The sequence below is a fragment of the Bacillus sp. S3 genome (assembly GCF_005154805.1).
GTDB lineage: Bacteria > Bacillota > Bacilli > Bacillales > Cytobacillaceae > Neobacillus.
Map to the genome: position 1 here is coordinate 2032043 of NZ_CP039727.1, position 14370 is coordinate 2046412.

The window sequence follows — 14370 nt, forward strand, 5'->3', positions numbered from 1 at the left end:
ATTATAACTGACTTTCATATAATAATACTCAAATATATATTTGAATAATGGGTGATGAAAAAATGAAACATGATGACGTATGTGAAGTAACCTGTGTGGATGAAGAGAAAGTGAAACGTGTAAAAGGAGCCGTATCTAAGGAAAATACAATGGCTGTTTCACAAATATTTAAAGCATTGTCCGATGATACTAGAATTAAGATTGCCTATGCACTAAGTGAAGAAGATGAATTATGTGTCTGTGACGTTGCAAATATCGTAGGAAGCACAACGGCAACTGCATCCCATCATTTACGACTCCTTCGTAATTTAGGTTTAGCGAAATACCGTAAAGAAGGTAAATTAGTCTTTTATTCATTGGATGATGATCATGTGAGGCAATTGATTCAAATTGCTTTTGAACATCAGAAGGAGTTGGAACAAAATGAGTGACGCCTTAGAAAAATCGAGTGAAAAGACCGTTTACCGTGTACAGGGATTCACCTGAGCAGGCTGTGCGACAAAGTTCGAAAAGAACGTACAACACCTGGATGGTGTTGCTAATGCAAGTGTAAACTTCGGTGCTGCAAAACTTACGGTTTATGGGGAAACAACTATCGAAGAGATAGAAAAAGCCGGTGCTTTTGAAAATATAAAAGTCATTCCTGAAAAGCAAAAATTTGAAAAGATAAAAGAACCGTTTTTGAAAAAACATTCGACTGTCATTGCCTCATTTGTTTTCTTACTGATAGGATGGTTTTCAGCGCAAATGAATGGTGAAGAGAACGTATCATCGATTGTAGCGTATGGTATTTCTATTTTAGTTGGCGGTCATCGACTTTTCAAAACAGGATTGAAGAACTTTTTCCGGTTAGAATTTGATATGAGAACTCTGATGACAATTGCAGTGATTGGTGCAGCCATGATCGGTGAGTGGGGAGAGGGAGCAACGGTTGTCATTTTGTTTGCCATCAGTGAAGTTTTGGAATCCTACTCGATGGATAAGGCAAGGCAATCGATTCGTTCCTTAATGGATATTTCTCCAAAAGAAGCCTTCATCCGAAGAGGCAATCAAGAAATGACAGTAGAAGTGGACGATATTCGGATTGGCGATATTTTAATTGTTAAACCCGGACAAAAAATTGCTATGGACGGAATCGTTGTTAAAGGAATATCAGCTGTAAATCAAGCTGCCATTACAGGGGAATCTGTCCCGGTTTCCAAAATAGTGGACGATGAAGTATTCGCTGGCACTCTTAATGAAGAGGGACTTCTCGAGGTTAAAGTGACGAAACATGTGGATGATACCACCATAGCTAAAATCATTCATCTAGTAGAGGAAGCACAAGCAGAAAGGGCTCCATCTCAAGCATTTGTTGATCGCTTTGCTAAGTATTATACACCTGTCATCATGTTGGTTTCATTGTTAGTGGCTGTAATCCCACCACTTCTATTTGATGGTGATTGGAGTAAATGGATTTACCAAGGCCTAGCAGTGTTAGTGGTTGGTTGTCCATGTGCCCTTGTTATTTCCACTCCTGTATCGATTGTGACGGCAATTGGAAATGCTGCACGTAATGGTGTCTTAATAAAAGGTGGCATTCATTTAGAGGAAATGGGAGCCATTAAAGCTATTGCATTTGATAAAACAGGAACGTTAACAGAAGGAATTCCCGTTGTAACGGATTATCTTCCTCAAGGTAATACAAATGCGAATGAACTTCTTACCATTATTGCTGCATTAGAAAAAGGATCCCAACATCCATTGGCTTCAGCTATTTTGAAAAAAGCAGAGCGGGGAAACTTACCTTACAAAGACGTTTCAATAGAGGATTTCTCCTCGATTACGGGTAAAGGAATCAAAGGAAGAATCATAGATAAGGTATATTATGTAGGAAGTCCTCATTTATTTGATGAAATTTTAGCAGATGGAATTCCATCCAATTTAAAAGGAACGGTAAGTGAACTGCAAAATAAAGGGAAAACCGTTATGGTGGCTGGTACCGCAACAGAAATATTGGCATTACTTGGAGTTGCGGACGAAGTGCGAAGAAACAGCAAATCTGTTATTCAGAAACTTCACTCGTTAGGTATCCAAAAGACCATCATGTTAACAGGTGATAATAAAGGGACAGCCGGTGCTATCGGTCAGCAGGTAGGTGTATCCGAAATACAAGCTGAACTTTTGCCTCAAGATAAATTAACCTTCATAAAAGAATTAAAAAATAAATATGACCATGTGGCAATGGTAGGAGACGGTGTAAATGATGCGCCAGCTTTAGCTGCATCAACTGTCGGTATAGCCATGGGCGGAGCTGGAACGGATACAGCTCTTGAAACGGCAGATATTGCTTTAATGGCAGATGATTTAGGTAAACTTCCATTCACATTAAAACTTAGCAAGATAGCCTTATTTATCATCAAACAAAATATCACCTTCTCTTTAGGGATTAAGCTCTTAGCTTTGCTCCTAGTCATTCCTGGTTGGCTTACTTTATGGATTGCGATCTTTGCTGATATGGGAGCAACTCTTATCGTGACGTTTAATGGTTTACGTCTTCTCCGAGTAAAAGATAAATAATATTAGGCTTCCCATTTTGGGAAGCCTTTTAATGGGAAGGGATATAGGCGATGTAGCAAGCCTAATTCTTAGTGTTGTTCCCGATCCTGAAAAAACAATGAACGATATACAAAATAGTTGAAAATAAATGCATTTTAATACAAGATAAAAATGTTATGTTGAGTGGATTGTATAAATTATTGGTATACGAGGGGAAACAAAATGAAAAAATTACTATTTATATTAATTAGCCTATTGGTGATGATCCCGACGATCGCAAGTGCACATACGGAATTAACTTCTTCTAACCCTGCTGCAAACCAAGTGGTGAAAGAAGACATAAAAGATATCGTCCTAACATATGGAGGAAAGATTGAATCCTTAAGTACAATGACATTAATTAAAGATGGACAAGAAGGACCAGTAGTAAGTGTTACACCTAAAGAAAATCAATTAATAGGTACATTGTCTACCCCTTTAGAAAATGGCTCCTATACACTTAAATGGAATATTGCTGGCGAAGACGGTCATCCGATATCGGGTGAAATTCCTTTTACTGTACAAAAAGAAGAAGTGAAGTCGTCGGATCAAAAGACGGAAACGAAAGAGCCTTTGATAGTTAAAAAAGAAGAAACTAAAAAAGAGAATACAAAGCAAGATCAAACTAATGAGCAAGATAAGAATTCCACATCAAACATGAAAAACATTATTATTGTGGCAGTTGTTCTAATTTTGGTTTTCGGGTTGTTCCTCTTATTTAGAAGGAAACGTTAATTATGGGATTCATAATTCCCTTTGCTGAATTTGGAACCTATCTTGTGTTTTCGATTTTAATAGGACACGTTGCCTTACAATTTGTACCTGAAACCAATAAACCAAAAATCACAATTGCAAAACCTGTTATATTGCTTTCTACACTAGGGATCATTATCTTTACGTTAGGACCAATTGTTCAAACCATTTCCTATTTTCAAGATGGAATAGGCTTCGCTCTTGCAACTAAATCTGTTTTATTAGATTTCCAAGTGGGAAAAGCCTGGATTTTTATTGGATTTATGGCAACGTTCTTATGGATTGCCATCAACCTAAATGGCTCTAAATATCTTCAAGCACTATTGCTATTTTTAATGATACTAGGTGTCGGTTATTCCAGTCATGTGGCATCATTGTCATTTTGGGCAGGTTTATGGTCTCACAGTACTCATTTTTTATTAGTAACATTATGGACAGGGATTTTAATTCATATTGCCTGGTTCTCTAAGGAGCATAGCAATTGGTCAAAGTTTTTACGGTGGTTTACTCCATTTGCTTCATTTTGTTTAAGCATCATCATCCTAAGTGGAATCTACCTGATGTTATTTGTTATTGAACCGAAAGACTATATAAAGGCATGGGCTTTGCCTTATGGGCAAATGTTGCTTTTAAAACATATTAGTATAATTCCCGTTATCGCTTTTGCCTTTATAAACGGTGTAATTTCAAGAAAATCTCTAAAGGATTTTTCGTTCAATCCTAAACCGTGGATACGGGGAGAAAGCATCATTTTATTTATCGTTTTTTATTTCACTGCGGTGATGGGGACTTTATCGCCACCACATGAAGTTGAATTTACCGTGAAGTCGGAGGGGGCTTCTAAGTGGGTGGAATGGTTATTAGGGAAAAATATCCTTTCTACCATACAAATCCATTTAGAACCGTCATTCCAATCGATATTGTTGGTCATTCTTTCAATACTATTTTTGTTAATGATATTATTTAGTTTTAAACAGAAAAGGCCCATATTAGCGGTAACGTTTGGAGTAATTTTTATCATTGTTTTATATTTGGGTTTAATGTTGTCATTATCCATTTAGGAAAAACAAAAAATAACCTATGTAGCATTTAAAATGAGTTGAACGAGTAAAGGAGAGGGGATATCATGAAACATTTTAAAATCGTCATACCCATTATGGTTTTTGTAGCAGTTTTAGCGATATGGATGTTAGGAAAGTATCATGCTGACGTACAACTTCCATTGCGTATACTGATCGCTTTAGGAGGGGCTCTCCTATCAGGCATACTGAGTTTTATCATGTTGAAGCTGGATGCTGATCGAGTGAATCCAAAAACAAATAAATGAAATAAAGAATATAAAAGAGTAGCCATAGTAAATTATTGGCTACTTTTTTGTTGCCATTACAACCATAAATAGGAATCCTTTAAGAACAAAAAGACATTGATTATTTTAACGTTATAGTTTCTCAAAATTTTTTTGTTGTACTTTCTTGATGAAAGTAATCATAAAATATTTTTCCGATAGATAAAATCAATGGAAGAGGTTTCTATTAATAATGTATCCCCTTTAAAAAATGTGTCGAAGGGTGTTGTTGTAATGAAGCTAAAAGACATAAGCACCGCAGTGCCCAAAAAGGACCATAAAGATAAAGTATCTGGACAACTGGCCTATATTAGTGACGTGAAAGTGGAAAATATGGTTTATGGTGTTTTGTATCGGTCGCCAATTGCCTATGGAAAAATCAGGTCGATTCAATTACCAAGCCTTCCGGAAGGATATGAGGCTGTTGGAGCAGAGCACATCCCCGGACCGAATTATGTCAAAATAATCAAAGAAGATCAACCCATTTTTGCCAATGAATGGGTCAATTATATTGGTGAGCCGATTCTCATGCTCGTTGGAAAAGAGCTGAATATCCTTTACCGTTTGTTAAATGATGTGAAGATTGAATTTGAAGAACATCAGGCAATTTATAAATTGGACGATGCGATCAAACAAAAATCAGCAACCGGCGTTATGATGGCAAGCTATGAATTTGGGGAAAGCGCAGAGATCATTTCAGCGGTCGAGCAGGGTGCGCACAAAATAATCGAAGAAGAATATGATACGGGTTATCAGGAGCATGTCTACCTTGAACCGCAAGGAATGCTTGCGATTTATAAGGAAGATGAAATTGTCGTCGAGGGATCGATGCAATGTCTTTATTATATAAAAAATGCGGTGCTAAGCGCTTTAGCATGTGGTGGCGACGAAGTCAGAGTGGTTCAAAGCCCTACCGGCGGAGGCTTTGGCGGCAAAGAAGAGTTTCCTTCGATGATGGCATGTCATGTTGCCGTTGCCGCAAGAGCAGTCAAAAAATCGGTGATGCTTGTATTCGACCGGTCTGAGGATATGGTGGTTACGACGAAAAGGCATCCAGCCAAATTCAACTATCGAACGGCCCTTGATAAGGAAGGAAATATTTTGAGCATGTGTGTAGATGTTTTTCTTGATGGCGGAGCAAATGAGGGATTGAGCTCTGTCGTGCTGCAGCGTGCATTACTAAACAGTGCAGGTGTTTATAAAATTCCGCATTTTCATGTAAAAGGTTATGTGTTAAAAACCAATACTGTTCCGAACGGTGCCTTCAGAGGCTTTGGTGCTCCACAAAGCTATGCCGGAATCGAAAGCCATATGGGACATCTTAGTAAACTGGCAAACATCGACCCACTTGAATATAAACGAAACTACCTCGTCCAACAAGGAGACCCCACCATCACAAAGGGGAAATTCTGCGACCCCATATTAATGGAAGAAATGATAGAGGACTTGCTAATCGTATCCGAATACAAAAAGAAAAAAGGAGAGTTACAGCGTTTCAATCAACAAAATCAGCGTTATAAAAAAGGCATAGGAACTTCGCTGTTCCTACACGGCTGTGGTTTTACAGGCAGTGGCGAAAGAGATCATATTAAAGCAACGGTGAAGCTGGTTAAATCAAAGGACGACCTTGTATCACTAAAAATCTCCAATTCTGATATGGGACAAGGAATTTATACAACGCTGAGTAAAATTGTCGCCAAGGAACTAGATCTCCCTTACGAAAGAGTTTTGTATCCCAATCCCGATACAAAGGAGGTTCCCGACTCCGGTCCGACTGTGGCCTCGAGGACGACGATGATTGTGGGAAAATTGCTTGAACGGGCGGCAAAAAAACTGAAGGCTCAGTGGCAAATTGGGGTGGAACAGGAAGTAGTGGAGAATTATGTTCACCGTGAAATGATTCCTTGGAACGAAACAACTTTCACTGGAGATGCCTACCCTGCTTATTCATGGGGCGTAAATATCGTGGAAGTAGAAGTTGATACGTTAACAGGAAATGTAAAGCTGGAAAAAGTATACGGCAATTATGAGGTTGGGAAGGTCATCGATGAACGGATTATGAAGGGCCAAATTGACGGCGGCTTGGCTCAAGGGTTGGCATACGGTTATCTAGAAAAGATGACATCAAATCAAGGCAGAATCCTGCAAAAAAGTATATCGGATTATGGACCGCCGACTTCATTGGACGTTGTGCCAATTGAAAGCAAGGTCTTTGATAATCCCTTTGCTGATGGTCCATACGGGGCGAAGGGGGCGGGTGAATTGACTTTAATCGGCGGCGCTCCGGCAGTTCAAGCTGCGATCGAGGATGCACTGCAAACTTCTTTTCAGCAAATTCCGATTACTCCTGAAGTCATTATTGAAAGTCTTTGGATGGGGGAAGGTGAAAAAGATTGATTACATTCACACTTAATGGAAGATCGGTAGAGACGGACGCCCCTGCCACCGCAAGATTACTAGATTTATTAAGAGATGAGTTTGGGCTAATCGGTACAAAGGAAGGCTGCGGTGAAGGGGAGTGCGGTGCCTGCAGCGTTTTTGTGAATAGTCTCCTGCAAAACAGCTGCCTGATTCCCATTGGTTCTATGGAGGGAGCTAAGGTTCAAACGATAGAAGGGATCATGGAAACGGAACAGTTTAAGATTTTAGATGAGAGCTATTCCGTTGCTGGAGGGGTGCAATGCGGTTACTGCATTCCTGGGATGGTCATGGCAAGTGCTGCTTTATTATCGAAAAACCCTCATCCTTCAGAGGCAGAAATTCGTGAAGGTATTTCCGGAAATCTGTGCCGGTGTACGGGCTACAATATGATAGTAGATGCGATAAACTTGGCAGCTAATAAAGGGGACGGCGTATGGTAGAGAAAATAACTGCGTATCGCTTCGATCGTTTAGACCAAACGTTAAGCCAATTGAATAATGAAAACTGTACGATCATGGCCGGGGGCACGGATGTCATGGTCCTTCAAAAAAGTCGTAGGGGGGTACCCCCGAAAATCCCTAAACCGATTATTTTTATTGATCATCTATCTGAGCTAAAGCGGGTGTATCAACATCAAAAGGATCTCCACATCGGTGCCTGCTGTACCTATAGCGAATTACTTGAGAACCCGTTAATTCCAATACCATTTAAGGCTGCTATCAAAACGATAGCAGCACCGGCCATTCGGAACAGAGGGACATTGGGAGGAAATATTTGCAATGCTTCTCCGGCTGGTGACACACTGCCATTGTTATATGTATATAACGCAAAACTTTTGCTGCGCTCCGTCAATGGTGATCGTGTAGTAGCGATTAGAGATTTTATTCAAGGTCCACGAAGGGTCGGGCGGTTTCACAATGAAATGTTGACTGAAATTATATTGCCGTCCATATTTGAAGGAGGTTCACTTGTTGTTTTTGAGAAAGTAGGTAACCGCAATGCGGATGCCATTGCCAAAGTATCATTTGCAGGATATATCCGGATGAATGGTGATCGAATCGATGATGTTCGTTTTGCATTCGGGGCAGTAGGACCTACTATCGTTCGTTCCATTAATATTGAGAAAAAATTGCTTGGGCATACCATACCATTAGCAGCTCCAGACATCGCCAAGGTTGTAGCAGCTTTCGGTAAGATTATTAAACCAATCGACGATCAGCGCTCCACTGCTATATACAGAAAAACAGTCGCTTTAAATCTATTACGATATTTTCTTAGCATGAAACAGTATCAACCGAATTAATTTTTTAAAGAAAGGGGGAAGCTATTCATGCTATTGATGGAAAAAGTGGCCATGCTGACGCGTCAAAACGTACCCTTTGCTTTAGCCATGATTATTGAATCAAAGGGCTCGACTCCCAGGCATGTCGGAAAAATGATTGTTTACCGTGACGGTACAATTGAAGGGACTGTCGGAGGGGGCATGTCTGAACACTATGTAATTGAAGAAAGTGTAAAGGCAATCCGAAATGGCCAATCGAAAATCGTTGAATATAAATTAAACACACATGCAAAAGACGGAATTGACATGATTTGCGGCGGTACGTTACGGGTGTTTATTGAAGTCTATACAAGCAGGCCTGAACTCGTTCTGGTTGGAGCCGGTCATTTAGGCTCTGCGCTGGCAAAGCTCGCTGATTACCTTCAATATCCTTATTGCATTGTCGATGATCGCGTTGGTTATTGTACGAGGGAACGCTTTCCAAATGCAACCAACCTTTTCGTGAATGAGGATATTGGAGTGGCTTTACTCGCAGTTAACCTAAATGAAAGGTCAAATGTGGTGATTGTTACAAAAGATTGTGATGATATTGCCTTAAAAACGGTACTCCAATATCCGTGTGCCTATGTTGGAATGGTCGCCAGTAAACGAAAGATCATAAACGTATTTGAAAAATTAAAAAGTGAAGGGGTCACGCAAGAACAGTTGGAGCAGATTCATTCTCCAATTGGATTGGATATTGGCTCAGAAACAACAGAAGAAATTGCCATCAGTATTATCGGGGAAATCATCAAAGTAAGCAGTGAAAATAAGACCTTAAAAGTAAAACAAGTTAATAGATAAGTGAATTATGAACAATACAAATCAATTTATGCTGAGAATATCAGAACTTTTCTAGTGAGAATAGGATGAATCAGAAAAAAAAATCAACCCCTCTGAAAGATTTAATGATCTAGTAGGAGGGGTTTTTCATTGAGATAAAAGATGTGGTTATACAAGTTAACATTATCTTTACATTTCTCTTATTGAAATATACATATAAGTGATTTATTATATAAGCGGATGGTTATATGCGAAGGCAAATACATTATTATTTACTTTTGAATTAAGTAGTTAGGAGGTTTAAACCTTGTCAAAAACAAACATTGATTTAGAAAGCGCAGCTAACATCTTAAAATTGTTGGGCGATAAAACCCGTTTAACCATGGTCAAAATTCTTAATTCTCACGATGCTTGTGTATGTGAATTCGTTGAAATTTTTAAAACAAGTCAGCCTGCCATTAGCCAACATGTTCGTAAGTTAAAAGATGCCGGGTTGGTCAGGGAAACAAGAAGAGGGCAGTGGATTATTTACTCTTTAAGTAAAGACAGTCCATATTACCCATTGGTTCAAGATTTACTTCTACACCTTCCAGACCAAGACTTTAGATTGAAGGAATTGGAAGAACATGGGCTGCGTATTTCATGTGAATAATTGGAGGTTTCAACATTGGTTACAACGATACTCGCATCATTGATTTTTATAATTACACTTATTTTGGTTATATGGCAGCCAAGAAATTTATCGATAGGCTGGTCCGCTTGTGGTGGTGCAATTCTCGCACTATTAGTTGGGGTAGTTGACTTCCACGATGTAATAGAAGTCACCAAAATTGTTTGGAATGCTACTTTTTCTTTCGTTGCTATCATTATTATTTCGTTAATTTTAGATGAAATTGGTTTCTTTGAATGGGCTGCGTTGCACATGGCACGTGCAGCCAAAGGGAACGGAATAAAAATGTTTGTTTATGTAAGTATTCTAGGTGCACTCGTCGCAGCATTTTTCGCCAATGATGGGGCAGCACTTATCCTTACACCTATCGTATTAGCCATGGTTCGGAATTTAAAGTTGGAAGACAAAATGATTTTCCCATTTATCATTGCCAGCGGTTTTATTGCGGATACCACTTCCTTGCCGCTTGTGGTGAGTAACTTAGTAAATATCGTTTCTGCTGACTTTTTTGGCATTGGGTTTGTTCATTTTGCATCAAGAATGATTATTCCTAACTTCTTTTCTTTAGTGTCAAGTATATTGGTTCTATTTCTGTACTTCAGAAAAAGTATTCCAAAACAATATGATTTATCAAAATTAAAGAAACCTGCTGAAGCGATTCGGGATGAAAAAATGTTTCGTTTATCCTGGGTTGTATTAGGTATTTTATTAGCGGGTTACTTTATTAGTCAATCCCTTCACGTTCCTGTTTCGATCATTGCAGGTGTCGTTGCCGTCTTCTTCTTATTTATGGGTAGAAGAAGCCATGCGATCGAAACAAAAAAGGTCATAAAAGGGGCACCTTGGGCAATCGTATTTTTCTCGATTGGAATGTATGTGGTGGTTTATGGCTTACGAAACGCTGGATTAACTGGCGTACTTGCAGATGTGATTCAAGCATGTGCGAATCATGGATTATTTATCGGAACCATCTCCATGGGCTTTATTGCAGCGATACTTTCTTCCATTATGAATAATATGCCAACGGTGATGATCGATGCACTTGCCATTGCAGATACGCATACAACGGGAGTTATTAGAGAGGGACTGATTTATGCAAATGTCATTGGTTCGGATTTAGGTCCGAAAATCACACCAATTGGGTCACTAGCCACCTTATTATGGCTGCATGTGTTGAAAACAAAAGGAGTTAAAATTTCGTGGGGAACCTATTTTAAAACGGGTATTGTCTTAACCATCCCAGTTTTGTTTATCACACTAGTTGGTTTATATCTATGGTTATTAATCGTCTAACAAAAAACTCATCAAAAAAAGGAGACAAACTATTATGTCTAAAAAAATGATCTATTTTCTTTGTACAGGAAATTCTTGTCGAAGCCAAATGGCGGAAGGTTGGGCTAAAAAACATTTAGGTGATGAGTGGGAAGTGAAAAGTGCGGGAATTGAAGCACATGGACTTAATCCGAATGCTGTAAAAGCGATGAATGAAACTGGAGTTGATATTTCCAACCAAACATCCGATATAATCGACCCAAAAATTTTAAACAATGCTGATTTAGTTGTTACATTATGTGGTGATGCTGCTGACAAATGCCCTGTTACTCCACCAAATGTAAAGCGAGTTCACTGGGGATTTGATGATCCAGCGAAAGCAGAAGGTACAGAAGAAGAAAAATGGGCATTCTTCCAACGTGTCCGTGATGAAATTGGAAACCGCATTAAGCGTTTTGCTGAAACGGCCGAGTATGAAAGAATTTAATATCTATTTATTTTGATATATTTCCGGTTTTCCAATAATCAATCAAGTACTTGACTTGTTGTTCATCCACTATGTTTACAGCAAAATAAACAATATCCTTATATTTCATTTTTCTAATTGGATTTTTTACAACATTATGCATTTTCCTGAAGATCATTATATCGGGTATTGTAAAAGCAACTAGGATAATAGCCCTCTTACCATTAATTCCCCAAGTACCTCTTGTGCCTAAAATTAGGGGTAAGGGGCTATTCTTGCCTTGTAGATAATTGTAAACCCACTCTTGTTCGCTTAAGGTTTTTTCACTCATAAGGATAGTCTCACTCTTATTTTAACTGTTTTCGTGATAGTAGGGTTCCCGTTGGCTTAGGAGACTATGCTACATAAGGTTTTAAGACATATTAGAGCCTCCAATCCGGAAAGTCTGTGTCTTTTCTTTTTTCATAATCCTTCATTCTTGAGAATGAGTTTCCAAGTTTTCCTACAATGAATCCTTGAGGGCTTGATGTTTGTATATTACCGTTCAACTCTTCTAATTTAATTTTTGCAAACATGGTTGCTACTGTAGCTAAACTTTCAATAGTATCCATTAATTCAGGGTTGTCACTGTTGTATCTTTTTGCAATGGAGTAAATATAATCAAGTCTATTTCTAATAAGCTTCAGCGTTTCGATACTAAACTGTTCCTGTGCCTTTGTCATAACATTCCACTCCTTATTAATAAGCCTATGCAAAAAAAGCTAAATGTGAATGTAATAAAATAAATAAATAATTACGCATACTTTTTCTATGACTTGTTCCACCAGTTCGTAAATACTGAAATTTTCTTTAAATTGAATTTCTTAGAAATCCATTACGACAATTTTTGATTTTGTGTTATGGGACTTTTTGATTAAAATGCGAGGAAAATGTTGGTTTTTAGAAGAAAAAGCAGGATTTTAATTTTTAATAAGGAATATATAATACAAAACAATTTACCTATCAGAAAGTAGAGGATCGGAACCATTTCATTCATCCATCCCAATCCATGTATGAAAGAAGGTATGCGGTATGAACGAAAGTTTTTTTGCGGACTATAAAAAGTTTATTGTTGCACCGGTCGATGAAAAGTCAAATGGGAAAGAAGTATTTGATCCGAAAAATTATGCCTCACATTATATTCTGACGCTATCTATTTACAATTCTCGATTGTCGAATTGGAAGGATGCTAGTAAATATTATATTGATGTTGAAAAAAGTATCAAAACGGTTCTGGCGGAATTCAATCAAAAGCAGTATGAAGGGTACCATCTTCAATTACTTGAATTAGATCAGTTTAAAAATTATTTTGTTTTGGCTCTTTCGTCAAAAACGAAATTTGAAACAAAGGACGAAAATGACCGTGTATCATTTGTTGTTGATAGAATGCTAACGAATCCTTTTTATGTGGGACAAGGATGGTTCAATTTAATTGGAGAAAAGGGGAGAGTGGAACGTAAGCTATTTTGCTGCTCTTTTATGAAATATGAAGACGAAAACCCGGGTTTTTCAAAAATAGACAAAATATTTGAAAACGTCAGTGAATTAATTCCTAAAAATAGTGAGATTAAGCTAGTTAAAACTCTTTAAATTAATTTGTGGGAAAATAAATTTTTAATGTAATAAGGACTTAACACGCCGGTTAAGTCCTTTTAAGTGTATAGAGAAAGATTCTGTCAGCAAATTCCTTTCCATATTATTTTTAAAATGTTTTAATCGAATAGGATGATCCATTTCATCCTTTTATTTCGATTAGTTAGTATGAAGTTGTTTAGCCCATTATGGACAAATCTCCTCAACACCCCCTCATAATTAAAATGGTTTGGTTCTTATCACCTGGACCGATAAAGTCTAATGCGGCAGGAGAGAATACTGTACCTTTTCTTTTAGTACCCTCCAAAAGTATTCGGATTGGCTCAAGGACTCCATGATCTTGAAAGGCATTGCCTCCCAAGAATATCTTCTTTTTTGCCCTTTTTCTGAAAACAGCCCTATGTTTCTCACTAACTGTGCTAGCTGCGGCGGGCTCCTTCACATCCTCTTTAAGGTACAATGATGCTTTCCCCGTTTGTTTTACCTCTTCGTCCATTACTGCGACTATTCCTATTTCTTGTTCATTTACCATCAAGACGAAGTGATAGCCTGTTTCCGTTTTCTTTTGCACAACAGCCACTTCATCTGTAATGAAAGTAGCGAACTCTTCGGATTCATTCGTGAGTGAGTCTTGAGGGAGTTCTTTTTTCTTGATGACTCGAAAAAATGCTTTTGCGCCAATTTCTTCATCAGTGAAGTCAAAAGGCTTTATACTTTGTGTTCGTACAAAGTACAAGTTTTTAACCCTTTTTTGCCCATTTAATTGGACACATAAAGCAACATCTTCATTTACCACCTCTCCCTCAACGTTTTCGAGCGTAGGGACATTCATTTTCATTCCTGGAAATTGAACGAAAATGTAGCTGAAGTTTTTCTTGGGCCGTACTTCCAGAAGTCTCATAAACTCACAACCTTTCCGATTTGTTACAAGGTAATTCTCCCTGTAAGATTATAATTCAATATTCATTCTTATCTTCCTTTCTGAGTATGAAGAGTTTTCATCGTCACTTTCTTGGGAATTGCGATAGTTTCTATCATTTGTTGAGTAATTATGAGGAATTCTACTAGCGAAAATCCATAATTGAAAAGTTCTTTGTCGTTTTAATCTTCCATGCAGCTTACCTAGGGGC

Annotated in this window: 16 protein-coding genes; 13 read left to right on the forward strand and 3 right to left on the reverse strand. The window is 38.1% G+C overall.

Features of this window, described 5'->3' with window-relative positions; translation table 11 throughout:
- Positions 1–62 precede the first annotated feature (62 nt).
- The 12 genes from FAY30_RS09760 (at position 63) to arsC (ending at position 11629) form a co-directional block, all read left to right on the forward strand.
- Positions 63–431, forward strand: a complete 369-nt coding sequence (locus FAY30_RS09760; protein ID WP_149869697.1) for an ArsR/SmtB family transcription factor — start codon at positions 63–65, stop codon at positions 429–431.
- A complete protein-coding gene (locus FAY30_RS09765) occupies positions 424–2559 on the forward strand; it encodes a heavy metal translocating P-type ATPase (RefSeq protein ID WP_149869698.1) in 2136 nt (711 codons plus the stop codon). The genes FAY30_RS09760 and FAY30_RS09765 overlap by 8 nt, the downstream gene beginning before the upstream one ends.
- 201 nt (positions 2560–2760) lie before the next feature.
- Complete coding sequence (locus FAY30_RS09770) at positions 2761–3312, forward strand: copper resistance CopC family protein (RefSeq protein WP_149869699.1); 552 nt, start codon at positions 2761–2763, stop codon at positions 3310–3312.
- 2 nt (positions 3313–3314) lie between these two features.
- Positions 3315–4391: a copper resistance D family protein gene (locus tag FAY30_RS09775; RefSeq protein ID WP_149869700.1), complete on the forward strand. Its 1077-nt coding sequence runs from the start codon at positions 3315–3317 to the stop codon at positions 4389–4391.
- A 65-nt stretch (positions 4392–4456) separates the two neighbouring features.
- The gene (locus FAY30_RS09780; RefSeq protein WP_149869701.1) at positions 4457–4657 is read left to right on the forward strand and encodes a hypothetical protein; all 201 of its coding nucleotides are present in this window, start codon (positions 4457–4459) and stop codon (positions 4655–4657) included.
- A gap of 252 nt (positions 4658–4909) precedes the next feature.
- Positions 4910–7072 carry a xanthine dehydrogenase family protein molybdopterin-binding subunit gene (locus FAY30_RS09785; protein ID WP_149872654.1) on the forward strand — a complete coding sequence of 721 codons (2163 nt, stop codon included), beginning with the start codon at positions 4910–4912 and terminating at the stop codon, positions 7070–7072.
- Positions 7069–7536 (forward strand): (2Fe-2S)-binding protein, encoded by a 468-nt coding sequence (locus FAY30_RS09790; RefSeq protein WP_149869702.1) that lies wholly within the window; start codon positions 7069–7071, stop codon positions 7534–7536. The genes FAY30_RS09785 and FAY30_RS09790 overlap by 4 nt, the downstream gene beginning before the upstream one ends.
- Entirely contained in the window at positions 7530–8399 is an 870-nt protein-coding gene (locus tag FAY30_RS09795) for an FAD binding domain-containing protein (protein WP_149869703.1), read from the forward strand. The genes FAY30_RS09790 and FAY30_RS09795 overlap by 7 nt, the downstream gene beginning before the upstream one ends.
- Before the next feature lie 27 nt (positions 8400–8426).
- Positions 8427–9221 (forward strand): XdhC family protein, encoded by a 795-nt coding sequence (locus FAY30_RS09800; protein WP_149869704.1) that lies wholly within the window; start codon positions 8427–8429, stop codon positions 9219–9221.
- A 286-nt stretch (positions 9222–9507) separates the two neighbouring features.
- Positions 9508–9852, forward strand: coding sequence for an ArsR/SmtB family transcription factor (locus tag FAY30_RS09805; protein WP_149869705.1), 345 nt, complete (start codon positions 9508–9510; stop codon positions 9850–9852).
- A 15-nt stretch (positions 9853–9867) separates the two neighbouring features.
- Positions 9868–11163, forward strand: coding sequence for an arsenic transporter (locus FAY30_RS09810; protein WP_149869706.1), 1296 nt, complete (start codon positions 9868–9870; stop codon positions 11161–11163).
- A gap of 34 nt (positions 11164–11197) precedes the next feature.
- Positions 11198–11629 carry an arsenate reductase (thioredoxin) gene (gene arsC / locus FAY30_RS09815; protein WP_149869707.1) on the forward strand — a complete coding sequence of 144 codons (432 nt, stop codon included), beginning with the start codon at positions 11198–11200 and terminating at the stop codon, positions 11627–11629.
- A 7-nt stretch (positions 11630–11636) separates the two neighbouring features.
- Here the strand turns inward: arsC and FAY30_RS09820 are convergent, their stop codons facing one another.
- Both FAY30_RS09820 and FAY30_RS09825 read right to left on the reverse strand, forming a co-directional pair.
- Positions 11637–11939 (reverse strand): hypothetical protein, encoded by a 303-nt coding sequence (locus tag FAY30_RS09820; protein WP_149869708.1) that lies wholly within the window; start codon positions 11937–11939, stop codon positions 11637–11639.
- A gap of 91 nt (positions 11940–12030) precedes the next feature.
- Entirely contained in the window at positions 12031–12330 is a 300-nt protein-coding gene (locus tag FAY30_RS09825; protein ID WP_149869709.1) for a hypothetical protein, read from the reverse strand.
- A gap of 349 nt (positions 12331–12679) precedes the next feature.
- On the opposite strand from FAY30_RS09825, the gene FAY30_RS09830 reads away from it, so the two are divergent.
- Positions 12680–13237 (forward strand): hypothetical protein, encoded by a 558-nt coding sequence (locus FAY30_RS09830; RefSeq protein ID WP_149869710.1) that lies wholly within the window; start codon positions 12680–12682, stop codon positions 13235–13237.
- Between the two features lie 205 nt (positions 13238–13442).
- Here the strand turns inward: FAY30_RS09830 and FAY30_RS09835 are convergent, their stop codons facing one another.
- The gene (locus FAY30_RS09835) at positions 13443–14141 is read right to left on the reverse strand and encodes a hypothetical protein (RefSeq protein ID WP_149869711.1); all 699 of its coding nucleotides are present in this window, start codon (positions 14139–14141) and stop codon (positions 13443–13445) included.
- Between the last annotated feature and the right edge of the window lie 229 nt (positions 14142–14370).